General features: G+C 46.1%; 19 protein-coding genes. 3 read left to right on the forward strand and 16 right to left on the reverse strand.

The annotated features are described in order from the left end of the window. The first annotated feature begins 108 nt into the window (after positions 1-108). Together R7093_RS01455 and R7093_RS01460 are read left to right on the forward strand one after the other, a co-directional pair. Positions 109-2,343, forward strand: a complete 2,235-nt coding sequence (locus R7093_RS01455; protein ID WP_318146470.1) for a hypothetical protein — start codon at positions 109-111, stop codon at positions 2,341-2,343. 141 nt (positions 2,344-2,484) lie between these two features. Next, on the forward strand, positions 2,485-3,480 hold the full coding sequence (locus R7093_RS01460) for an ABC transporter substrate-binding protein (protein ID WP_005375798.1): 996 nt from the start codon (positions 2,485-2,487) through the stop codon (positions 3,478-3,480). Between the two features lie 82 nt (positions 3,481-3,562). On the opposite strand, the gene R7093_RS01465 is transcribed toward R7093_RS01460, so the two are convergent. The 7 genes from R7093_RS01465 to R7093_RS01495 form a co-directional block, all read right to left on the reverse strand. Further along, a complete protein-coding gene (locus R7093_RS01465) occupies positions 3,563-3,940 on the reverse strand; it encodes a nuclear transport factor 2 family protein (RefSeq protein ID WP_005390944.1) in 378 nt (125 codons plus the stop codon). A gap of 142 nt (positions 3,941-4,082) precedes the next feature. Then, on the reverse strand, positions 4,083-4,814 hold the full coding sequence (locus tag R7093_RS01470) for a DUF3726 domain-containing protein (RefSeq protein WP_053307776.1): 732 nt from the start codon (positions 4,812-4,814) through the stop codon (positions 4,083-4,085). Continuing rightward, entirely contained in the window at positions 4,811-6,547 is a 1,737-nt protein-coding gene (locus R7093_RS01475; protein WP_054729385.1) for a hypothetical protein, read from the reverse strand. Before R7093_RS01475 ends, R7093_RS01470 begins: the two co-directional genes overlap by 4 nt. A gap of 101 nt (positions 6,548-6,648) precedes the next feature. Then, complete coding sequence (locus tag R7093_RS01480) at positions 6,649-8,250, reverse strand: BCCT family transporter (RefSeq protein WP_005390956.1); 1,602 nt, start codon at positions 8,248-8,250, stop codon at positions 6,649-6,651. 109 nt (positions 8,251-8,359) lie between these two features. After that, positions 8,360-9,349 (reverse strand): membrane dipeptidase, encoded by a 990-nt coding sequence (locus R7093_RS01485; protein ID WP_053303711.1) that lies wholly within the window; start codon positions 9,347-9,349, stop codon positions 8,360-8,362. Positions 9,350-9,418: 69 nt separating this feature from the next. Further along, positions 9,419-10,879: an aldehyde dehydrogenase family protein gene (locus R7093_RS01490; RefSeq protein ID WP_047100933.1), complete on the reverse strand. Its 1,461-nt coding sequence runs from the start codon at positions 10,877-10,879 to the stop codon at positions 9,419-9,421. Between the two features lie 73 nt (positions 10,880-10,952). Beyond that, on the reverse strand, positions 10,953-11,351 hold the full coding sequence (locus R7093_RS01495) for a RidA family protein (protein ID WP_318146471.1): 399 nt from the start codon (positions 11,349-11,351) through the stop codon (positions 10,953-10,955). Between the two features lie 155 nt (positions 11,352-11,506). On the opposite strand from R7093_RS01495, the gene R7093_RS01500 reads away from it, so the two are divergent. After that, positions 11,507-12,397, forward strand: coding sequence for a LysR family transcriptional regulator (locus tag R7093_RS01500; protein WP_042521081.1), 891 nt, complete (start codon positions 11,507-11,509; stop codon positions 12,395-12,397). Positions 12,398-12,477: 80 nt separating this feature from the next. Here R7093_RS01500 and R7093_RS01505 read toward each other — a convergent pair whose 3' ends face one another. From R7093_RS01505 to R7093_RS01545, 9 genes are all read right to left on the reverse strand, one after another. Beyond that, the gene (locus tag R7093_RS01505) at positions 12,478-13,584 is read right to left on the reverse strand and encodes an NADH:flavin oxidoreductase (protein ID WP_042521082.1); all 1,107 of its coding nucleotides are present in this window, start codon (positions 13,582-13,584) and stop codon (positions 12,478-12,480) included. Between the two features lie 661 nt (positions 13,585-14,245). After that, positions 14,246-15,160, reverse strand: coding sequence for a heme o synthase (cyoE, locus tag R7093_RS01510; RefSeq protein WP_047100930.1), 915 nt, complete (start codon positions 15,158-15,160; stop codon positions 14,246-14,248). Further along, a complete protein-coding gene (cyoD, locus tag R7093_RS01515) occupies positions 15,121-15,432 on the reverse strand; it encodes a cytochrome o ubiquinol oxidase subunit IV (RefSeq protein WP_012842490.1) in 312 nt (103 codons plus the stop codon). Before cyoD ends, cyoE begins: the two co-directional genes overlap by 40 nt. Next, positions 15,432-16,034 carry a cytochrome o ubiquinol oxidase subunit III gene (cyoC, locus tag R7093_RS01520; RefSeq protein WP_005375782.1) on the reverse strand — a complete coding sequence of 201 codons (603 nt, stop codon included), beginning with the start codon at positions 16,032-16,034 and terminating at the stop codon, positions 15,432-15,434. Before cyoC ends, cyoD begins: the two co-directional genes overlap by 1 nt. Further along, on the reverse strand, positions 16,024-18,060 hold the full coding sequence (gene cyoB / locus R7093_RS01525) for a cytochrome o ubiquinol oxidase subunit I (RefSeq protein WP_005375781.1): 2,037 nt from the start codon (positions 18,058-18,060) through the stop codon (positions 16,024-16,026). The genes cyoC and cyoB overlap by 11 nt, the downstream gene beginning before the upstream one ends. Before the next feature lie 5 nt (positions 18,061-18,065). Further along, positions 18,066-18,947, reverse strand: a complete 882-nt coding sequence (gene cyoA, locus R7093_RS01530; RefSeq protein ID WP_005388604.1) for a ubiquinol oxidase subunit II — start codon at positions 18,945-18,947, stop codon at positions 18,066-18,068. A 798-nt stretch (positions 18,948-19,745) separates the two neighbouring features. Further along, entirely contained in the window at positions 19,746-20,504 is a 759-nt protein-coding gene (locus R7093_RS01535) for an SDR family oxidoreductase (RefSeq protein WP_005375778.1), read from the reverse strand. A 110-nt stretch (positions 20,505-20,614) separates the two neighbouring features. Beyond that, complete coding sequence (mmsB, locus tag R7093_RS01540; RefSeq protein ID WP_005375775.1) at positions 20,615-21,520, reverse strand: 3-hydroxyisobutyrate dehydrogenase; 906 nt, start codon at positions 21,518-21,520, stop codon at positions 20,615-20,617. An 11-nt stretch (positions 21,521-21,531) separates the two neighbouring features. Further along, positions 21,532-22,671: an enoyl-CoA hydratase/isomerase family protein gene (locus R7093_RS01545; protein WP_047100927.1), complete on the reverse strand. Its 1,140-nt coding sequence runs from the start codon at positions 22,669-22,671 to the stop codon at positions 21,532-21,534. Between the last annotated feature and the right edge of the window lies 1 nt (position 22,672).

The raw sequence follows: 22,672 nt of genomic DNA on the forward strand, positions 1-22,672 counted from the left end.
AAGCCTTCTATCGGCGGGTTCCTGATTAGGACTTTGTGAATAGACTATAATTTCTCTTTGTATTCTGGCCCTTAATTCGAGTCATCTAAGTATGAGTGAGATAACCCCATGTTGAAGTCGCATTGTTTTTCTCTCATGGCACTTGCTTCTCTGAGCTTACTTTCTATACCCAGCGTTTGGAGTAGAACAGCAATCGTATTACCTGGGTTGCATGAACAGGGTATTGATCTTCAAGATAAGCCTATCTCTGCTGCCGCTGCACTTGAATGGGAGTTGGATAATGCCGATATCGTGTTTGGAGCTTACGAAAATAAGAGTGATAACGAGCGTGTAAAAGCGCTTGGTTACATGTACAACCAAAAGCTGGAACTTAACTCAGGTTGGCTGGAAAACGATATACGTAACCAAGCAGAACTGAATGGAGTTGACTACGAAGATTTCTTTCTCCACTTTTCTGAAGACACTATCCTAGCTGAAGTCGACTCAAGCCATGGCGAGAATACTCTACTCAATCGAAAACCGATGATCGTTGGCTATACCGCCAGCGCTGACCACGCCGGTTTTTGGCTATATCAACCACCGCCATGGGATGCTGATGTATTCGGTCAGGCGAATAATGGTGGTGCCCTCTATGTTTATCACTCAGAGAAGTTCGACCGCTTAACCTTTACGTTTTCTCAGTTTGCTCAGGGTGGCAGCTTTACGATTGAATACCCTCCTGCTATCGACTCGTTTGGTCAGGTAACTGAATGGAAAAGCTTCGCGATTAAAAAAGACAAAACTGAGAACATAACTAAAAACCAAACAGTAAGCTGGTCTGTTCCTTTGGATTGGGTTCGCGCTACAACGCATGATGGTAGCGGAAAAACTTATGGTGGCGGTCAGTACTTTGGCTCCACCTTTTTACGCGACGGCGGCCGCCTTTACGTTGCGAAAATTACTTGGCATGACGACAACATAGAAAACCGCCCACGTCTCGAAAACATTCAACTCAAAGATAGCTTCCCTGCCGTGAATATCTCAGGAGCACCAACGGAGACACCTGAAGGTCAAACCATTCAACGCTGGCGTAAAATTCGTGGCTTCGACAAATCTGCAGATCGAAACCAAGACAATTATCTTTCTTGGAATGAATACAAAAACCGTTCAAATAAGAATGCAACCGCACGATTTCGTTGGGAGTCACGCGTTATTCCATTTGGTCGTATGTGGAATCAAACCTCTTCTTGGGCATTGACCAATCTCGGCAATCCCGTTTTTACCAATACAATGCGCCACTATTACCAAGCTGAATGGGCGAAACAAGGTTTAAATGGTGCGTACAACGACGACACGAATAAGTTACTCGGTGCAAATCAGTTCTACGTTTATTCCGGTGGTACGGTGGATGAGCTTGGTTTGGTGGCGGGTAGCCAAGCTGCTGACGATGCGTACAAAGCGCAATTCTCGGCGTTCTTGAATAAACTGGCAACGCTGGATGAAGATGCGTTAATTGGCCTCAACATAGGTACGGCAAACTTATTCGGTCGTAATGGGCAAAACCACTTGGTTAACGCTGGCTCCTTGTACTTGCGCGAGCACTACCTTTTCCCTGCTACCGGCTTTAGTGGCTATGCTGGCTTGGCTAAATTTTGGGATAACTCTGCACTCGCCAAAGCGGGCCAGAAAGTGATTTATCAAGCGACCACGCGTTATGGTCGCGTTCAATACTTTGGGAACACAGAAGACAATTGGAAACAGGACCAATACTCTGCACTAGCAGTGTTCTACTTAAACTATCACCCTGAGCGCAGTTACTTTAATCAGTGGAACAATGGCTACTTATATGGAAGTAATAACACAACAAGTGACAACTTCTGGAAGGCAGGCGTACCAAAGAATATTGCTTATCAACCTAGCACCTTGCTTGCCATCGATTTAGGTACGCCAACCAATCAAATCCCAGATGGGTATCAGGCGACTCCGCTAATGATGTCCACCAGCACGCCCTATTCCGCCGATTACACGGTGATTGGAGATGCTTCTATGAGCAAAGTGGCTCATCCTGACTTGCCTAATGGCGCTATCGATTTGTTACCAACCTATACGTACTTTGCGTATCACTCAGACGATACCGTGGTGATGCATGGTCCTACGGAGATGGTGTTAGCCCGCGAATTCACTAAAGGCCGAGTGTTGTATCGAACTGATTTCTTTGGCAAGAATATTGATTATTTCACCTCACCGAAGATGACAATCGTGCTTCCAGAGCCTATGCGACCTGTAGATCAAGACGGTAACATCGGCGACTATGTTTCTCATATTGAGATTGGCGGCTACGAAGGAGTGTTCTTGCTGTATTAACGCCCTTTAAACCCTTCTCACCAAACACTTCATAAATCGCCGTTTTTATGCTTAACGTCACTGAAAAAAACTTGTTCACTGAATCTTTATAAACCGATGTATATACTGAAGTAAATGACAACGACAAGGAAATTCAGTCACATGAAGACGACACCTTCAATGCTCTCTGTTCTGCTGCTCTCAGCATTATCAACTCATGCAAATGCGGATGAATGTGGAAAAATAACCATCGCGGATATGAATTGGAATTCGGCCAGCTTAATGGCGCACATCGACCAATTTGTCTTAAATGAAGGCTACCAGTGCGATGCGGAGTTGATCCCTGGTGATAGCGTTCCTACGGGCACCTCTATGATTGAAAAGGGGCAGCCTGACGTTGCGCCAGAGTTATGGACAAACGGCATTAAAGAAGCACTTGATAAAGGAATTGCGGATAAACGCTTGCGCATCGCTAGTGAATCGCTTGTCAATGGTGGTGAAGAAGGGTTTTGGGTTCCCGCCTATCTGGTAAAACAGTATCCAGAACTCGCGACGATAGAAGGCGTCATCAAGCACGCCAAACTATTTGAACACCCAGAGGATGATGACAAGTTCGCGTTTTATAGCTGCCCTGCTGGTTGGACATGCCAAATCACCTCCGGTCACTTGTTTAATGCATTAGGGTTAAGTGAGCACGGCTTTGAGATGGTTGACCCAGGCTCTGGCGCAGCATTAGCTGGCACCATCGCCAAAGCCTATGATCGCAAAATGCCTTGGTTTGGTTACTACTGGTCACCGACCCCCGTATTGGGCAAGTATGATATGGTCAAAGTGGATTTTGGTAGCGGAACAGATTTAGAAGAGTATCGCAACTGTACCACTCAGCCTGATTGCGCTTCACCAAAAGTAACAATGTACCCACCTTCTCCAGTTCGCACAGTAACAACTGAGGCGTTTGCGAGCAAAGAACCCCAAGCATTCGCGTACTTGCAGAAACGCGGATTTACCAACGAGCAAATGAGTGAAATGCTGGCCTGGATGGAAGATAACTACGCGGACGGTGAAGAAGCGATGTTTTACTTCTTTAATACCTACCCTGACTTGTGGAAAGGCTGGGTATCTGAAGACGTCGCGGTGAGAATCGAAAAAGCGCTTTGATGATTAATACTTAAAGTGCCACAAATCATTTAACCTCCCATACCGTTTGAATAAACGGCATGGGAGACTCGTCAACGACTCGTTAATACATGGTGTGACCATTCAATGTTTCTTTAGGAATCTCTTGCAGAGCGTCCCAATGTTCGACGATCTTCCCATTGTGATCAAAACGAAAGAAATCCATTGTCACGTATTCAATATCATTAGGCCATGTTTGGTGAGTGTGTAGTGCCACCAAGTTCCCTTCAGCAATGGCTCGCACAAACGTAATGTCTTTATTGGGATACTCATTTTGCATCCGCTCAAAATACTCGATAAAAGCCTCGGGGCCATTTCCAACTAATGGATTGTGCTGAATGTACTCATCGCCAACATAGTCTTCAACCGCTTTTCTTGGATTACCTCGATAGGCGGTTTCGTAAAACGCAATGGCATTTCTTTTATTCTCTTGCAGATCCATTTTTCTTACCTGTGTTGCTCCATCTTGCGGATAACGGTAATCATAGTCTTTGAACTTCAGAAGTGACTGAACATCGCGCACAAAAAAGGCCGCTAAACAGCAGCCTTCATCACTTCTACTTGGAATCATCGCCTTTCATCGCTTAAACCACACCACCAGCACCGAGCATAGAACGCTCACTGTTCTCCACCAGCAACGCGGTTGCGGTTTGTTTCAGTGTTTCCCATTCTTGGTCCTCGACAAAGATACCATTTTGCCAAGAAGCTTGTTGCGTGCGGCTTAACTCATCACCTTCAATGTGGGTGGTATACCCTTGTGCACTTTTCTCGATATCGAAATCGTTCACGGAGAGCTCGATAACCATACTATGCAAATCCGTATCATGCCCATCAAACTGATCCGAGAAAAAGACTTCTGGTGCGATTCGTCCACGGTTTAACACATAAAGCGTTCGCTTGGGACTTGAGCCATTGACCCATTGTGCACGGCACGCAATGCCTTTTGCAGAGAGCTTCAACAACTCACTAAAACCTAGCCAACGGTTATGGCACTGCGTCAACGTGATAGTAATCGACTTACGGTTAATCATTTTCTCAAGTGCGAAATCCAACACAGCGGGTAAATGACACGCTACACTCCCGTTGTGCAGTTCTACCTCTATGTTTGACGGCGTACTGTTGGTCACCGATACGGCGCAGTCTGAATCTAACCCAAGAAACAGACTGGCGTTATTAAAATGGCGAACTCCATGTAAGCCAACCATTTGCAAGTCCGCCACCATGTTCGCAATGACATCCGCCTCACCACAGTGACGGCGCATGCCAAGAAATGCCTTATTAACCGCGGCCACCAATTCGTTGTGAGAGACGATCATAATGCAAATCCTCCGTTGATTTTTTGATTGTCACTTTGCGCAATTTCGTCACGCGGCGGCATGCTAGGGAAAATCCATGTGTCTGCCAGTTTAGGATCGTGAATTTCATCTAACAACGGCGCACCTTGGAAGAAAGTTACTCGAACCCAACGATCCGAGCGCGGATCAAACTTAGTCGCACCAAAGATCGCCAATTTACAGCGCAGTAAGTGCATTGGTAACGCATCTTTACGCAGCACGTTCATTTGAATATCCCCCATCGCACGGTTGCCTAGCGTCCATACGCGACGTGTGATCGAACGATAAGTCGGATTTTGCAACAGAAACTCTGCTACGGACATTTCTTCATCACAACCAAGCAAAGCGTGGTACAAGCGATTCACTTGTCTGCCGATATCAAGCGGCAGCTCTTTTTCTTCTCCTGCTTCCTCGCCACGAACACCAAGCCTTGGCTCTTCTTTGTCTTGTGAACGATACCAGAACCAATAATTGTTCTCGGCCAGTGAGTAATCCGCATCAATCGCCCAGCGGTACTTGCTTTGCAACACTTCCAGTAAATCTTGGATCTTTTTCCCGCCCGGAATAGATAACGTTTCATCCGTATTCATTTGGCTAGCAAATTCATCCACTAAAGATGGGTAGAGTTCGATCAAGCAAGAGGTGAGGATTTCTTGGGCTTCCACACTCATTGTTTTCTTATGCTCGACCAAACTCGCCCAATTCGGATGTGATGCCATTAACGTTGTTAGCTCTGATAGCAGTTGTTTGATGTCTGATATCGCTTGATGATTGAGCCTGTCTTGATGTTCATTAATGGTGATGACTTGCTCTAAATGACGCTGTGCTTTTTGTAGTAATCCTTGCAAAGGAGCATGGAATGAAGCTTCACATGGCATCGCAAAGACTCGCGCTACCGCACGTTCGCGAGAGGTCATCCATTGGTCAACGATGCACGGGTGATTAATCAAGTATGGAGCCATGCCTAAGCCAGTCGCATTGCCGACACCAAGGTAGCGCTGCAAGCCACGATGCAAAGCCACCGCGTTGTCGCCACCTTGTTGAAGTGCCAGATAGTGCACCCAATCTAGGCTGAATTCACGCAACATATATACGGCACACATTTGCGCACTAAAAGACTGGCTGAAATCTGAGTTGTTCTCTAACAGTTTGAAATCGGCGATACCAAACTTTCCGTTACCATAAACAGCTGTGGTACGCAGGATATAACCCACTTCCGCTAACTCTTTCGGCTCAGGCTGCTCGCCTTGAGAAAGCGCGCTAACAATGTGCTCAAACACGCGCACACTTTTGTTTGCGCGAGCAAGAACAAGTACGTTGTTTGGATTACGTCCCGCTTCTTGCAGCGGTACATTTTCTCGCAATCTTTCCAACAAAGTAACATCAACATCGCCTTGAACCAGTGCAAATGTGACGTCCCACTTTTCAGCAATTACGCGATCATTACGCTCGTCGTCGGCAATTTCATCACAGAATACCACCAAATGATAAACGTGCTCTGGCGTGGTCAATTTGTAAATCACATGACCATAACCACGAGGACAAAGCTGCCACTCATGCTTGGTTACTTGCCAGTTTTGGCTTGCCATATTACGAATCAGACTGCGTACAAAGCTGATTCGGTTTTGGTGCATTGCGCCAAGCCTTTCGGCTGCCATGACAATCGCTGCATCGCGCATAGTTGCTTCCGTATAAGTAGAACGATGTGCATCCATTTTGCTCACCACCTATTTGTTATTGTAAGAATACTAGGGTTTGTGCGGATGCAGGAGGAAAACACCCGCACAAGCTCCACGTTGTTTGAATTAGATAATTGTTATAGCCCTTGCTCTTTCGCCATTTTGATTGCGATTTGCGGCGCATTCCAAAGTGACGGTAACAGAATCAACGAAACCGGAACCGCGGTAATCACAATGAAAGATTGCAGTGCAGAGATGCCACCAGAGCCAAGAGAAATCAGGATTAGTGCCGTCACACCCATCATTACGCCCCAAAAGGTACGGATGATCGCATTCGGCTCCGTTTCACCACTGATCACGACACTGATTGTGTAGGTCATTGAGTCGCCCGTCGTGACGATGAAGATCGTGGTTAAAATCAGAAATAGAATTGAAGTCAGCATTGGCATTGGTAGTTGCTGAGTCACCGCAAGCAAAGCACCTGGCAGGTTAAAGCCTTCGAACGCCGCACTCACGCTACCCGGTTCAGCAATTTCAAACGCAAGACCTGAGCCGCCCACAATCGTGAACCAAAAACAGGTGGTTAACGGAGCCACAATACTGATGGTGGAAATGACTTGTCGGATAGTTCGACCACGGGAAATACGCGCAATAAAAATTGCCATCATCGGACCATAACCAAGGAACCAGCCCCAGAAAAATACTGTCCACCAGCTTAGCCAACCTTCATCACCACGGTAGGTCGCCATTGGGATAAAGTTATCCAGCATGCTCCCTACACCTTGAATGTATCCGTTAAAGATAAAATTCGTAGGGCCAAAAAACAGGATGTAAACCATCAATGCCATTGCCAGAATCACGTTGTAACGACTAAGCAGTTGCATGCCTCGGCTTAATCCACTGAGTGCTGACAAGGTGTAAAGCGCAATCGCAAACAAGATGATGATAAGCTGAGTGGTAAAACCATCAGGAATATCAAACAGCGCATTTAACGCGTAGCTAACCTGCAAGCCTAGAAACCCAATGGGCCCGATGGTGCCCGCGGCTACCGCGATAATGCAGCACGCGTCAATCAATGCACCGAGTTGGCCTTTAAGTGCTCGTTCGCCCAAGACTGGGTAAAGCAAAATACGTGGTTTTAGTGGTAAACCTTTGTCGTAATGTAGGTGCATCACCACGATGGAAGTTAAGCTACCTACAATCGCCCAAGCTAGAAAGCCCCAGTGCATAAAGGATTGTGACAACGCATTCACCGCACCTTGCTGCGGGTTATCTTGCGCGCCGTACAAAGGGGGTGGGCTAACATAGTGTGCGATAGGCTCAGCCGCGGCCCAGAAAACACCACCACCAGCCAATAAGGTACAGAAAATAATCGCCATCCAGCGGAAAGAGTCCATTTCTGGTTTTGCAATCCCGCCCAACATCACCTTGCCTGTTCGCCCTGCAGCCAAGCCAAGACCAATAAGAAAAGTGAGAAGCAGCAGTAACTGCCAGTATGGACCAAATACCTGAACTGCCCAGCCAAAGCCAGCGTTAACGATCGTAGATAACAGCTCGCCGTCATAAAGTGCAATAGCAACGAACAACGCGATGAAACCACCGCTATACCAAAAGGCCGGGTTATTCAGTCCTAATTTGTCCGTCGTGTTTTCTGTTGTTGATGTGTTGTGTGTTGCTTTTGACTTGCCCGATGACACGCTCATCGTGGAAGCTTTCATGCTATTGGTTAAATCAGACATACTCTGGCTCCAGAGGTTCTTTGCAGCAGCCGAAGACTGACTACAAATGTGAGTTTTACGCCTGCCGTATTGTTATTATATGGGCAGGCGGTTCCTACTTTGGGGAATGCTATGAAATAGGCTCTAATCCTTCTTTAAGGAAGTTGAACCAGTTTTCACCCAATATTTTTCCTGCCTCAGATTCACTGAATCCATGACCCATTAATCCGTTGTAGATGTTCTCCATCCCTGCGCTGCCGCAGAACCATGGCAGCGCATCTGGCCATCCCGAGTTACTTGCTGAACCTTCGCCGTAATCCATCGCTTTTGACCAACGCCCGTTGCGCATCCACTCCAACACTTGTTGCGGCTGATTTAGGCACAAATCGCTACCGATACCTAAATGGTCAACGCCAAACATGTCTGCGGTTTTCGCAACCATCTGGCAGAAATCATCCAGCGTGCACTGGCTGCCATTTGGCAAATGGAATGGATATAAACTGAATCCAATCAAACCACCGCGCTCCGTCAGTGCTTTGATCACGGTGTTGGACTTGTTGCGCAGTGCGTCATGCGCAAACGTCGGGTTAGCATGGCTGATACAAATTGGACGCGAAGAGAGCTCGATAGCTTCCAACGTCGAACGCTCCGCGCTGTGGGACATATCAATGATCATCCCGACTCGGTTCATCTCTTCAATCGCTTGCTTACCAAAGCGAGTTACGCCGGAATCGTTTTGTTCGTAACAACCTGTCGCCAGTAAGCTTTGGTTGTTGTAGGTCAGTTGCATGATCAGCAGACCTTGGCGGCGCATCACTTCAATCAGACCAATTTCATCATCGATTGGTGAGCAATTTTGCGCGCCGAAAAAGATGCCGACTTTGCCTTCTGCTTTGGCTTTTTCTACATCTGCCATTGAATAAATAGGCATGATGAGGTCCGCATTTTGCTCGAAGCGCAAGTTCCATTCAGCAAAACGCGTTAAGGTTTCGCGCGCAGTTTCGTGGTAGACGATGGTGGCATGAACGGCGGTAATACCACTCGCCTTAAGCGTTTGGAAATACTCTCGATCCCAATTGCAGTACTGCAATCCGTCAATCACAATCCGTTGTTGGTACATAACCACTCCTTAAACAATTTCTTAGCCTTTTCGTGCGGGCAACTGACACCATCAGTTACCCTGCCGATCTTAGTAAGGACGCTGATAAGCGGTTTTCACTACGGTGTAGAACTCTTTGGCGTACTGACCTTGCTCACGAGGACCAAAGCTAGATTCTTTACGACCACCAAATGGAACGTGATAATCTGTACCCGCAGTTGGCAAGTTAACCATGACGCAGCCCGTTTGGACTTGCTGTTTGAAGATCGCGCTATTACGCAAGCTTTGCGTGATAATGCCGCCTGTCAGGCCAAAGCGCGTATCGTTCGCGACTGCAATTGCCTCATCCAGATCAGAAACGCGAATCACGCTCGCCATTGGCGCAAAGACTTCTTCTTGGTTCACTTCCCAGCCATTCTGTGTATTTAAAAACAGAGTTGGTGACATGTAGTAACCGTCATGCTCTAGGCTCAGACGCTCACCACCGAAAGCCAACTCCGCGCCTGCTTGGCGTGCGCTTTCGATCCACTCAAAGTTCGCATTCAGCTGGTTACCATCAACCACAGGGCCCATGAACACGCCCTCTTCCAGTGCGTGACCCACTTTAAGTTCGCTCATGCGTTTGATTAGCGCTTCAACATACGCGTCGTGAATTCCGTCCATAACCACAAGACGAGAAGACGCGGTGCACTTTTGACCTGCACCCGAGAATGAGCCTGCGATTGTCGCTTCGACAGCAATCTGAATATCTGCATCATCTGCCACTACGAGCGCATTTTTGCTACCCATCTCTAGCTGACAACGCACAAAATTTGGTGCGGTTGCCGCTGCAACTTTACGGCCAGTGTCCACAGAACCAGTGAAGCTCACGCCGTTCACTTCCTTCGAATTGATAAGGGTATTACCGACTTGCGAACCGCTACCCAAAACGAGGTTAAACGTGCCGGCAGGTAAACCTTGGCGATGGATAATCTCTGTCAGCGCGACGGCACTTGCTGGGGTTAGGTTGGCAGGCTTCCAGACGACGCTGTTGCCAAACGCAAGTGCTGGCGCGATTTTCCAAGCCGCTGTTGCTGTTGGGAAGTTCCAAGGAGAGATAATGGCGATAACGCCGACGGCTTCGCGAGTAACTTCAACGGAGACACCTGGACGGACGGAAGCAGCGTTATCGCCAATTTGACGCAGTACCTCAGCAGCAAAGTATTGGAAGAATTGGCCAGCACGGTAAATCTCACCTCGACCTTCAGCAAATGGCTTACCTTCTTCACGCGAAAGCAAGGTTCCCAATTCGTCACATCGTGCAATGAGCTCATCACCAATCGCTTGCAGCACTGCTTGTTTGCGCTCGATTGGTGTTTTTTCCCACTCTGGCTGCGCTGATTTAGCCGCTTGAATCGCTTGCTCTACTTGCGACACACTCGCTTGTGCGAAATCGCCAATGTTTTCGCTGATATCAGAAGGGTTAATATTGGCGATGGTGTCCATGCCCGATTGCCATTCACCTGCTATATAGAGGGATTTTTCTGCTTGAACATTGTTAATAAAAGTCATGGTTCTTTCCTTGTTCTTCCGATTTGTGATGGCAAGCCACTCACTCACTGATCTCTAATTATTCTCGTTGGATTTATTCTGGTTGGCTTGCCGACGCGTAGACAACAAACTCCACCAACATCTCTTCTCGCGCTAACCCTGCAACCACCATGGCGGCGCGATTTGGGTACGGCGCTTCAAAATATTCCGCGTACACTTGGTTAACGGTCTTTAAGTATTCTCTGTCGGTCACGTAAATCAGGACCTGCAACACCGAGTGCAAAGACTCCCCTGCACACTCCAGGGTGTGAATGAGATTGTTAAAGGTTTGACGTGTTTGTGCTTCGATACCGCCTTCCACAACCGCGCCTGTGTCATCAATAGGAATTTGAGCCGTATACAGGGTTCCGTTGTTGACTATCGCCCATTCAAGCGGCGCTTTAGAAGCAAATAGACTGGTTTTAACTGGGTGTTTTTTGGTAGGAGTATTCACGTGCCTTTCAACCTTTGTAACAGCTTTGTTTCAATATGGTTAAATGATGCACATTGGCAGGCGATAAATCTAACGGTAAATTTTTGACATTTGATAAATTAAACTTATCATCCTGTTTAAAATAACGTAAATAAAGGGATTAGGAGGCATTAGGGATGAGTATTAAGCTTCAACAATTAATGCATTTTGTGATGGTAGTCGAGGAAGGAGGCTTTCGAGCCGCTTCACATCGTGCAAATCGTTCTCAGGCGGCACTGTCAACATCGATAAAAGAGCTTGAAAAAATTCTAGGGCAAACGCTGTTTGAACCCGGAAACAAAACCAAATTGACCCCGTTTGGTGAAATTTGTCTTCCCAAAGTGGTTCAGTTTCTCAATATCTACAGTGCACTAGACAACGATCTCAAAGCAGCCGCGGCCGGACAGCAAGGGAGAGTGCGAATTGCGAGCGTTCCTTCTGTTGCAGCGAAGCTCATCCCTAGCGTATTGGGAGCCTTTTGCGAGCAGTATCCAAATGTAGAAGTAAGCTTGATCGATGATAACGCGGCGGGCGTCGAGGCTCGCTTACTCTCCGGTGAAGTCGACTTGGCGCTCGGTAACCCCTCTCACCTCGATGAGGGCGGCATTGACTTTACACCGCTGTTGTCCGACCCCATTGGCGTGGTGTGTTTAAAAGATAACCCGATTGCCAATCAAACAGAGGGAATCGAGTGGCAAACTTTGCTCGAACAACCTTTTATTCGTAACGGCACCTGTACGCTTCTCGATCCAACCCCAGCCAGAGCTCTGAGTCAGCAAGCGCTCTATTCGGTCGAAAATATTACTTCGCTGTTTTCTGTCTTAGAACTTGGGATTGGTGTCACGACCCTACCGAAGCTTGCTTTCCCAACCAATGAAACACGCTTGGTTTGGATTCCGCTTATCGATCCACCACTTGAAAGGCAAATTGGTATATTTACGTTAACCGATCGCACGATCTCGCCTCAAGCTAAAGCATTTCACGATCTTTGTGTGCATTATTTAAACTATCAAAAAGAAGATAGATAATGGTTCGATTAACATGCGGATAATTAAAAGCCTCCATATTCAGAGTGGAGGCTAATTTGTATTTGTGTATTCGCTTCGTTCTATTTTTTGCGACGATTTCGGTTCTTATACACCACGCAAAAGTTACCACGCTTGGTACGACACTTTGAGCAACGTTCGCAATCTAATGGTGCGCGATTGCCTTCTTTCCAACGTTTGATCAACTGCGGCTCAGCCAATAAAGGGCGTGACACAGCAAAAAATTGGATATCTGTGTTTTCTGCAATTTTCTCAATCGCATCAATGTCGCTCAGCCCGCCGACAGTAATCACCGGTATGCTAACGTCCTGACTGATCACGTGACCATATTCGTGAAAGTAACCTTCTTCTTGTAGTCTGTAACCATCGAACGTTTGACCAACAAGTTCGTTTGCTTTGCCGTGAACATTGCCAGATACGATGATCGCATCAACGCCTACTTCTTCAAGTTTCTTACAGACGACGCGAGTTTCATCGAACGTTAAACCGCCGTCAAAGAACTCTGTTGCCGTCAGTTTAACGAGGATCGGAAATTCGCTTCCAACCAGCTTTCTGGTTTCAGAGTAAATTTCTAAAAGAAAGCGCATGCGATTTTCTAAGTCACCACCATATTCGTCTTCGCGACGATTATAGTACGGGCTTAAAAACTGGTTAATTAAATAAGTGTGCGCCGCATGAATCTCTACGCCGTCAAAACCAGCGTCTTGAGCACGTTTACTCGCCAATGCGAATGCCTTTACGATGTAGTCGATTTCGTCCTTTGTCATCGCTTTGCCTTGCGTATTTGTACCACGCTCAGGCACGTCACTCGGAGCGAAGATGACACGCTCACCGACGTTATGGGTGGTTTTGGTGCCACCGTAAGCAATTTGCATCACGATTTTAGAATCTTGTTGATGTACTAGCTCTGTTAGCTTTTTGTATTCTTCAATAAAAGAGTCGTTGTAGATCCCCATCATACCTGCGTTGGGTTTCTCTTCTTCAACGATATTGGCATAACCCGTGACAATAAGCCCAACCTCCCCTTTCGCAAGCGTTTCGTAAATATCGTAAAGCTTTGCCGTCATGTGACCATCTTCGGTCGCCATGTTCTCCCACGTTGCGCTTCTCACAAAACGGTTCTTTAGGGTCATGTTGCCAATGCGGGCTTCGGAAAACAAAATGCTCAAAACCAGTCCTCTTAAAGTTGTCTTTATGTTTTATCTTTTCGCAAGTAAACAAGAACGAAAAAGGAACAGCGATACACGATGTATGGCTGTTCCTTCTCTGAATCCTTGAGACCTGCGAACTACAGGCGCACCTTAATGCCTCGGAGACGACAAAACTTTAATCTGGGTTAAGGTTTAGTGAGTTTTTAGATTATGTAAAAGGATGATTCTTAATCGTGTTCATTTCACTGGAGTTAAGATGCTTCCTCACCCACTTTCAGTCGTAAAACTTTTGTATTTCGCTAGCTGGTGATTCAACTTAAACATTCACATTGTTAGTTTGTATGCTGCTATGGGAACTAGCACTACCCCAAATGTTTACATTACAAACTATCGATATTGAATTCTCATATGGTAAGTAGAGTTATTGCGCTGTTTATACTTTTAGCTTAATCGTCGCTATCTCTTGGCATTATTACGCGTCAGCGGAAACGCGCGATCTACTATGTTTTACACACTGGTTGTTTTTGCTTTTAGATATGAATACGTGATAGTGAAGCTAGAGGAGGAACAGGGAAAATAAAGGACAATAGAAAGTTAAATGACCTTACTTCTAGGTAAGGTCATTCATGCATTCAGCAGCAAAAGATATTGGCGCGTAGCAAACGCTTAGGTCTGGTTGTTACAGAGCTAGAGGAATCAACTCGACACCAAGCACACCACTGATCCCCATCACCACTAGCAGTGAGACTTTAAACACCGACTTTGACCAAGCGATGTAGTTGTTCTCATCAATGCTGCGAAAGGTCACTTTCGTCCACATAAAGCAAACAACCGCTGCAACCGCTAAGTATTCATACCCGGCTTCACCTAGTAAAAATAACCCCAATGATGCTGCCCCAAAAGCCACGACATACGCTTTCATGTGTCGATGCGCTTTATGAATGCCTTCTTTAACTGGCAATACGGGAATCCCGGCTTCTCGGTAGTCTTGCATGCGGAACATGGCAATGGCATACGAGTGCGGCATTTGCCAGAGACAGAACATGGTAAAGAGTAAAATCGCTTCCAAGCTAATGAAGTTTGTTACCGCCAAGTAACCCACCAATGGCGGAACTGCGCCTGAGATACTTCCCACTAAGGTTCCATACACCGAGTTACGTTTGTACCACATCGTGTAAAAGAACACGTAATACACGTAGCCAAGCAACACGACGACAGCGGATAGTGGATTCACTCGGATAAATAACAGTGCGGTTCCTACCAGCAATAAAGCAAGTGCATAAACAAACGCAATATCGATATTGATGTTGCCTTTCACTGTTTCACGATTTCGTGTACGTGCCATCTTTTGGTCAATATCACGATCGAAAATATTATTCACCACACAACCTGAAGCGATGACTAACCCAACACCAACTAACGTCGTAACGAACAACATTAGACTGGCTGGTTCTGTTTTTGCGGCGAGGAAGAACCCCGCCGCAACAGAAATCAGGTTGCCGAAAATAATGCCCGGTTTAGTGATAGACAAATAACTTTTCAGCATACCTTGACCTACAACTTCATGTTGACGTTCATGTTGTAGATGATCCATACCGAGCCAGCGATAAGGATAAGTACAACAATGGCGGTAAACATCAGTGATACAAGGTTCCAACGTCCGTCGGATGTTTTTGTTTCCATGTGCAAGAAGTATTTAAAGTGAACAAATATCTGCACTAATGCACATCCAAATAGAATCGCATAGGTCGTTGTATCTGGTAATGATTTCGTCCAAACAAAGTAGAACGGAATTACCGTCAGAATCAGTGAGGCAATAAAGCCTTTCACGTAATCTGACGCACTGGTTTCTACATGTTGATCCATTACATTACCCCCAGTAAGTAAACGATGGTAAAGACACAAATCCAAACGATATCTAGAAAGTGCCAGAATAGGCTTAAGCAGTTAAAGCGCATTGCCATATTGTCGTTCAGACCTTTCGTCGACAGTTGATGATACGCTACCGCTAACCAAATCAGACCAAAGGTTACGTGCAGGCCGTGCGTACCAACCAACGTAAAGAATGCCGATAGGAATGCACTTGTTTGTGGCCCATAGCCTTCTTCAATCAGGTGATGGAACTCATAGACCTCCATACAGATAAAGCCAAGACCAAGCGCGAACGTGACTAACATCCAGCGTTTGAGACCAGCAACGTTGTTGCGCTTCATCGCGATAATGCCAAAACCAAATGTGATACTGCTAAACAGCAGCAGCATGGTTTCGACAAACACGAATGGGAGTTCGAAAATGTCTTTACCTGTTGGGCCTGCAATTGAATTGCTCGACAGCACAGCGTACGTCGCGAACAAGGTCGCAAACAGTACACAGTCACTCATCAGGTAAACCCAGAAGCCAAATAGCTTGTTGCCATTCGTGTCATGGTGGTGATCATGGTCGTGATGTGCTGCGATATTAGTTTGCATACGTCACCTCCAGATCATCTTTACTTTCGCTGTCTTTCACTGAGTTTTTCTTCGCTTCTTCAAGCTGAGCTCGACGTTCGGCCTCAATTGCTTTGATCTCTTCAACTTCCACGTAGTAATCCACATCATCGTTATAGCTATGCTGAATACACGTCACGATAATACCGACCAAACTTGCCGCCGCTAGCCACCAGATGTACCAAATCATGCCGAAGCCAAATAGGAGCGACCAAGCCGACACGTAGATGCCTGTTGCCGTGTTTTTTGGCATATGAATACGTTCGTATTCCACTTCTTTAGTTGGATCGAACTCGCCACTTTGTTTCTGGTACCAGAAGGCATCTAGCACATCACCTTTTGGTAGGTGCGCAAAGTTGTAGAACGGCGGTGGAGACGATGTTGCCCACTCAAGAGTACGACCACCCCACGGGTCACCAGTTAAATCACGGTTTTGCTCGCGGTCACGGATACTCACGTAAATTTGGATGAACTGAGACAATACGCCCAGCGCAATCACAACCGTACCTGCTGCGGCAATCGACAACAGTGGGAAGTATTCTGGGTTGATATCTTGGCTTAAACGACGAGTCATCCCCATAAAGCCCAGCGCGTAAAGCGGCAGGAACGCCATTAAGAAACCAATAATCCAAAGATAGAACGCACGTTTGCCCCAAGTTTCATTCATGGTGAAACCGGTCGCTTTCGGGAACCAGTAAGTGATCGCAGCGAAACATCCAAACACCACACCACCGATGATAACGTTGTGGAAGTGAGCGATAAGGAATACTGAGTTATGCAGAACGAAATCTGCGCCCGGAACAGCCATTAGTACGCCCGTCATACCACCAACAGTAAAGGTGATCAGGAAACCCACCGTCCACATCATTGGCGTCGTAAAGCGGATGCGGCCTTTGTACATGGTGAATAGCCAGTTGAAGATCTTCACCCCAGTTGGGATAGAAATGATCATCGTGGCAATACCGAAGAAGGCATTTACGTTCGCGCCAGACCCCATCGTAAAGAAGTGGTGTAGCCAAACGACAAAGGCAAGAATCGTGATAACTACGGTAGCCCAAACTAGCGATGTGTAACCGAACAACTTTTTACGTGAGAAGGTTGCGGTGACTTCTGAGAACACACCAAAAATTGGCAAGATCAAAATGTACACTTCTGGGTGGCCCCAAGCCCAAATCAGGTTGACGTACATCATTACGTTGCCGCCAAGATCATTGGTAAAGAAGTGCATGCCTAGGTATCTATCCAGCGTAAGCAGAGCGATAGTCACCGTTAGGATTGGGAATGAAATGATGATCAAAATGTTTGCACATAGAGATGCCCAAGTGAAAACTGGCATCTTCATCATTGGCATAGACGGTGTACGCATACGCAAAATGGTCGCGAAGAAGTTCACGCCTGTTAACGTCGTACCAACACCTGATATCTGCAGCGCCCAAATCCAATAGTCGACCCCGACTCCTGGGCTAGCCTCAATACCTGAAAGCGGCGGATACGCTAGCCAACCTGTACGACCAAATTCACCTAAGCCGAGAGACATGTTTGTTAGGATGACACCTACAACAAACAGCCAGAAGCTCAAGTTATTCAGATACGGGAAAGCTACGTCACGCGCACCAATCTGCAATGGCACGATGATGTTCATCAGACCAATGACCAATGGCATCGCTACGAAGAAGATCATGATCACGCCATGGGCAGTAAAAATTTGATCGTAGTGATGCGGTGGTAAGTAACCTGCTTCACCCGCAGAAGAAAGGAGTTGCTGACTACGCATCATGACTGCGTCAGCAAAACCACGAACAAGCATCACCATCGCTACTGCGATGTACATGAAGCCAAGTTTTTTATGGTCTACTGAAGTAAACCATTCATTCCACAAATATTGCCACTTTCCGGCTTTGGTCACCGCGTAAACTACGGCTAAACCAACCAGCGCCACAACCGCTAGGGTGATGACAATAATAGGTTCGTGGAATGGAACTGAATCAAGAGTTAATCTTCCAAACATTACGATTATCCTTGGTTTTCAGGCAAACAGTTCATTGAACCAGGATGCTGAGTCACAACGTCGGTGAACAAGAACGGAGGAACGCTAGAGAACAAAGTGACTGGCTCTGCGATACTTGGCGCTGCCAGTGAGCTGTATTGCTCCCAATCTTCAATACGATCAGGGCTCGCCTTCACTTTCTGCACCCAATTTAGGAACGCAGCACGATCAGACATTGCTGAAGCTGTGAACTTCATTTGCGAAAAGCCTTCGCCGCTGTAGTTCGATGCAAAACCCTTGTAGTCACCTTCGTGGTTCGCTATCAGGTTGAGCTTGGTTACCATTCCTGGCATCGCGTAGATCTGTGTACCTAAGCGAGGGATGAAAAACGCGTTCATGATGTTGTCCGAAGTCAGTTTGAACTGCACTGGCACGTCTTTCGGGAACGCCACATAGTTCACCGTCGCAATGTTTTCTTCTGGATATATGAACAACCATTTCCAATCGAGTGACACCACTTCGATGGTCATTGGTTTAACATCACTTTCCAAAGGTTTGGATGGCTCTAGTTCATGAGTTGAACGCCATGTGATCGTCGCAAGAATCGCAATGATGATGATTGGAATTGTCCATACCACCACTTCGATTTTGGTCGAGTGTGACCACTCGGGTGCGTACTCTTCTTCAGTATTAGAGGCGCGGTATCGGTAAGCGAAGTAAATCGTCATTAAAATCACAGGGATTACAACGATCAACATCAGCAAAAGAGCAGTAATAATTAACTCTTTTTCTTGCACACCAATGGCACCTTTGGGGTCAAGTAAAGCTGAATTACATCCTGAGAGCATAAGTATGACGGACGCCAAACTTCCCCTCGACAAGATGCGTTTATATCTTGAGGCTTCCATTAACTTTCTCGATGGTTGTCTGGTTTCAAAGCAGATGCCAATCAAAGTAAATAAGAGCTCACAAATTGCGCAGAGGTAATGTATGAGAACAAGAAGAAACTTCGATAAGTAGTTATTCTACTTACAATTTTTCAACTTCGTCATCAAGCATTTAACCAGCTAGAATGAACCGTTATTTGCTACGATATGATTGGTATCAAGCCAAGAACCAGTTGTTATAGTCATTAGAATGTTTATGTGTTGAGCATGAGTAACGTCGGGTTCAGAGCGAAACAAAACGGAATTGAGTGGAGATCAAAACCACACTCTTAGTGTGAGTTTATTGTTACACTTTGAAACACTATGTTACATTTGGCGCATTATGAGGAGTAAAAAGTTAAAGCTCATTAGCCACAACTGGAAACTAACCTTCCATTAATGGAAGTTACACACTTTAAATAGAATATTAACCTCAACACGAATTTCTCGTGCTTCAACAATTAATTATTTAAAAACAAATAGTTGAAACTTAAAATTGATGAGACTGACTATCAACTTCATTTACGCAGATAGCCTTAATGAGAAGCGGAAACTAAAAAACCAAAAGTGTGATCAACATCAAATTAATGATTTCACTTAATATTTGAGTGGTATTTACATCTCTTTATTGGATTGTGAGAAATCATTCTCAAGGTAAATCCAAACATAAGTTGTAAATACATTTGGGTTGCGCAGAATTGGCACTCCACAACATAGAAAATGCTGAAATGGAAAGAAACTTATTATTCAGGTCTATCAGAGCCTTATTTCAGTAGTCACTTACATACGAATACCGCCATCCACTTCTAAAACCCTGCCAGTAAAGTAATCACTCTCAATAATGTATTTTACTGCATGCGCGATTTCGCTTGTTTCGCCCATCCTGCCAACTGGGATCATCTTTTCTAATCGCTCTATGGCTTCGGGTTTCATTTGCTCTGCCATCGCGGTGTGTACTACACCTGGTGCAACCGCCGCCGCGCGAATACCGTATCTTGCGAGCTCACGGGCCCATGTTGTCGCCATGGTCGCGACCGCCGCTTTTGACGCAGAATAATTGGTTTGTCCGATATTTCCTGCTCTCGCAACACTAGAAATATTGATGATAACGCCTTGGGATCCACTCTCAATCATCTTGACGGCAGCTTCACGCCCACACAAAAATGTTCCTGTCACGTTAACGTTCATGACCAAATTGAATTGATCCAAAGACATCTTACTGATCACGCCATCTTTTGCTTTTACAAGTAACCCATCTCTTAATACGCCAGCGTTATTGACTAACCCATTGAGTTGACCAAAATCTTGGATAATCGCTTCAAACGTGGTTTCAACGTCGATTTCGTTGGTAACATCCACTTGATATGTCAACGCTTTCGCACTCAGCATTCGACACTGCTCTTGTGTTTCCATTAAGCCACTGGCGTTTACATCCAACAACGCTAAATCAGCGCCAGCTTGAGCAAGGGTAATGGCCATCATTTGCCCAAGCCCCTGCCCTGCTCCTGTAATGGCAATAACACTACTTTTTATGTCCATATTGGTGCACTCCATAGCTCGTAATGTTCTCTATCTCAACCAGTCTAAGTTGGCCGAAATGATGCGCGTTTTACGTCACCATCTCGGGCTGGTTTGTCACAAAACTCGGTCTAGCCTTTCTTACTCTTGTATAACTCAAATAAGCTTGAGAAATCGAGCTCGCCGTGGCCGCTCGCGTTGTGGAAAGAATATAAGTTGCGCGCTAACGACCCCATCGGAACCGAAGAATGTGTTTGTAACGCCGCATCTAACCCCAAGCCGAGATCTTTCAGCATGAGTTTGCTCATAAAGCCCGGTTGGTAATCGTGACTGGCTGGCGCACTGTCCATCACGCCTGGGCAAGGATTGTAAAGCTCCAATGCCCAATTTCGGCCAGAGCTTTGCAGCATGATGTTTGATAGCACTTTTGGATCGAGTCCATGATCGATACCTAGGTTTAATGCCTCGCACGTACCAGACATTAAAATGCCGAGCATAAGGTTGTTACAGATTTTCGCCATTTGACCATCGCCTGCTTTGCCAGCATGGAAAACATTTTTTCCCATATACTGCAAAATGGCATTGGCTTTAGAAAACGCTTGATCCGAACCACCAACAATAAAGGTTAATGTCGCCGCTTTAGCGCCAGCAACGCCCCCCGAAACGGGCGCGTCGACAAACAACACGCGTTTATTTGCCGCTTCATTGGCGACTAATCGCGCAGAGTCCGGATCAATGGTTGAACAATCAATCATCAAGGTACTTGGCGAGACAAGATTGAGGACACCTACGCCACCATGTAAGTCACCAAGATACACGGAACGAACGTGAGACCCTGCTGGTAGCATCGTGATGACTGTGCTAGCACCATCCACGACTTCCTCAATAGAGCTCGCCACCACCGCACCAAAAGGTACTAGTTGCTTTGCGGCTTCGCTATCGACATCGAATACTTGCACGTTAAATCCAGACGCGAGTAAGTTTTGCGCCATCGGATGCCCCATTCTTCCTAAACCGATAAATGCGATGGTACTCATGATCATTCTCCTTATTGACCTAGTGTTTGTTCACCCAAATCAGCAAGCGGATGTTCGTCATCCGGCCAAAGTGAGGTAAACAAGGTATCGATGACATCTTCATCGACTTCACTGACACTGTTAAACATCCAGTTAGGTTCGCCATCCCGGTCAATAAGCCGAGAACGGACGCCCTCTTTAAACTCACCTAATAAGGCACTGCGAACCGACAAACTCAACTCTAAACGGAAACAATCTGCAAGCGGTAAGCTGTGGTACTCTTTCACTTGTCTAAAGCAAATATGCGCGGTGATCGCACTACCCGATGCGAACGTTTGTTTCGCGTTTTCTATCCACTGGCTATTCCCTTCGATAGCCATGATTCGCTGTGCTATCGCATTAAGATCAAAGCCTTTGCACGCTTCCTCTATCTGATCTAAGTATGGACAAATTTGCGTGGTTGGTTTGCTATCAATAACTTGTTCTTCCATTAACTGTAGTAGTGCAGTTACCAACTCTTTCGCATCTTCTTTGCCCCACTGGAGCCGCTTTAGCTCATCCAGTAAGGTGGGATACTGCTCTTCCAACAGTGACCAATCGGCCAAACCAATAGTGACAGCGTCACTTGAATTTACCATTGAACCTGTCAACCCGAGGAATAAACCCACTTGCGGATCTATCTGGCTTAAAAACCACGTACCTCCCACATCAGGATACAGTCCAATATTGATTTCTGGCATAGCAAGGCGTGATGTTGTTGTCACAACTTTATGGCTGGTTCCCATAAAAAGCCCCATCCCACCGCCCATGACAATACCTTCTCCCCAACCGATAATGGGTTTGTTGTAAGTGTGGATGAGATAGTCACACTCATACTCCAACGAGAAATAGTTCGTACAGAACTCTACGATTTTTTCTTTACTCTCGTTATGCATGACGTGATACATAGCTCGAACATCACCACCAGCACAGAATGCTTTTTCTCCAGCGCCAGTGAGTACCACACAAGTCACATGCGGATCGTCTTGCCACTTGATAAGCTGATCGTTAAGTTGGACTAACATGTCATACGTCAATGCATTCAATGAAGCGGTGTTGTCTAACGTTGCGATACCAATGCGGTGCACGCCATCTAAGCACTCTATTTCACTGATGGTTACCATCCCTGCCATG

The sequence above is a fragment of the Vibrio sp. 1580 genome (genome assembly GCF_033340055.1).

Bases quoted from the DNA above. Each gene is read 5' to 3' on its own strand.
- R7093_RS01455 (WP_318146470.1), top strand. From the start codon at position 109: ATGTTGAAGTCGCATTGTTTTTCTCTCATGGCACTTGCTTCTCTGAGC.
- R7093_RS01460 (WP_005375798.1), top strand. From the start codon at position 2,485: ATGAAGACGACACCTTCAATGCTCTCTGTTCTGCTGCTCTCAGCATTA.
- R7093_RS01465 (WP_005390944.1), bottom strand. From the start codon at position 3,940: ATGGATCTGCAAGAGAATAAAAGAAATGCCATTGCGTTTTACGAAACC.
- R7093_RS01470 (WP_053307776.1), bottom strand. From the start codon at position 4,814: ATGATCGTCTCTCACAACGAATTGGTGGCCGCGGTTAATAAGGCATTT.
- R7093_RS01475 (WP_054729385.1), bottom strand. From the start codon at position 6,547: ATGGATGCACATCGTTCTACTTATACGGAAGCAACTATGCGCGATGCA.
- R7093_RS01480 (WP_005390956.1), bottom strand. From the start codon at position 8,250: ATGTCTGATTTAACCAATAGCATGAAAGCTTCCACGATGAGCGTGTCA.
- R7093_RS01485 (WP_053303711.1), bottom strand. From the start codon at position 9,349: ATGTACCAACAACGGATTGTGATTGACGGATTGCAGTACTGCAATTGG.
- R7093_RS01490 (WP_047100933.1), bottom strand. From the start codon at position 10,879: ATGACTTTTATTAACAATGTTCAAGCAGAAAAATCCCTCTATATAGCA.
- R7093_RS01500 (WP_042521081.1), top strand. From the start codon at position 11,507: ATGAGTATTAAGCTTCAACAATTAATGCATTTTGTGATGGTAGTCGAG.
- cyoE (WP_047100930.1), bottom strand. From the start codon at position 15,160: ATGGATCATCTACAACATGAACGTCAACATGAAGTTGTAGGTCAAGGT.
- cyoD (WP_012842490.1), bottom strand. From the start codon at position 15,432: ATGGATCAACATGTAGAAACCAGTGCGTCAGATTACGTGAAAGGCTTT.
- cyoC (WP_005375782.1), bottom strand. From the start codon at position 16,034: ATGCAAACTAATATCGCAGCACATCACGACCATGATCACCACCATGAC.
- cyoB (WP_005375781.1), bottom strand. From the start codon at position 18,060: ATGTTTGGAAGATTAACTCTTGATTCAGTTCCATTCCACGAACCTATT.
- cyoA (WP_005388604.1), bottom strand. From the start codon at position 18,947: ATGGAAGCCTCAAGATATAAACGCATCTTGTCGAGGGGAAGTTTGGCG.
- R7093_RS01535 (WP_005375778.1), bottom strand. From the start codon at position 20,504: ATGGACATAAAAAGTAGTGTTATTGCCATTACAGGAGCAGGGCAGGGG.
- mmsB (WP_005375775.1), bottom strand. From the start codon at position 21,520: ATGAGTACCATCGCATTTATCGGTTTAGGAAGAATGGGGCATCCGATG.
- R7093_RS01545 (WP_047100927.1), bottom strand. From the start codon at position 22,671: ATGGCAGGGATGGTAACCATCAGTGAAATAGAGTGCTTAGATGGCGTG.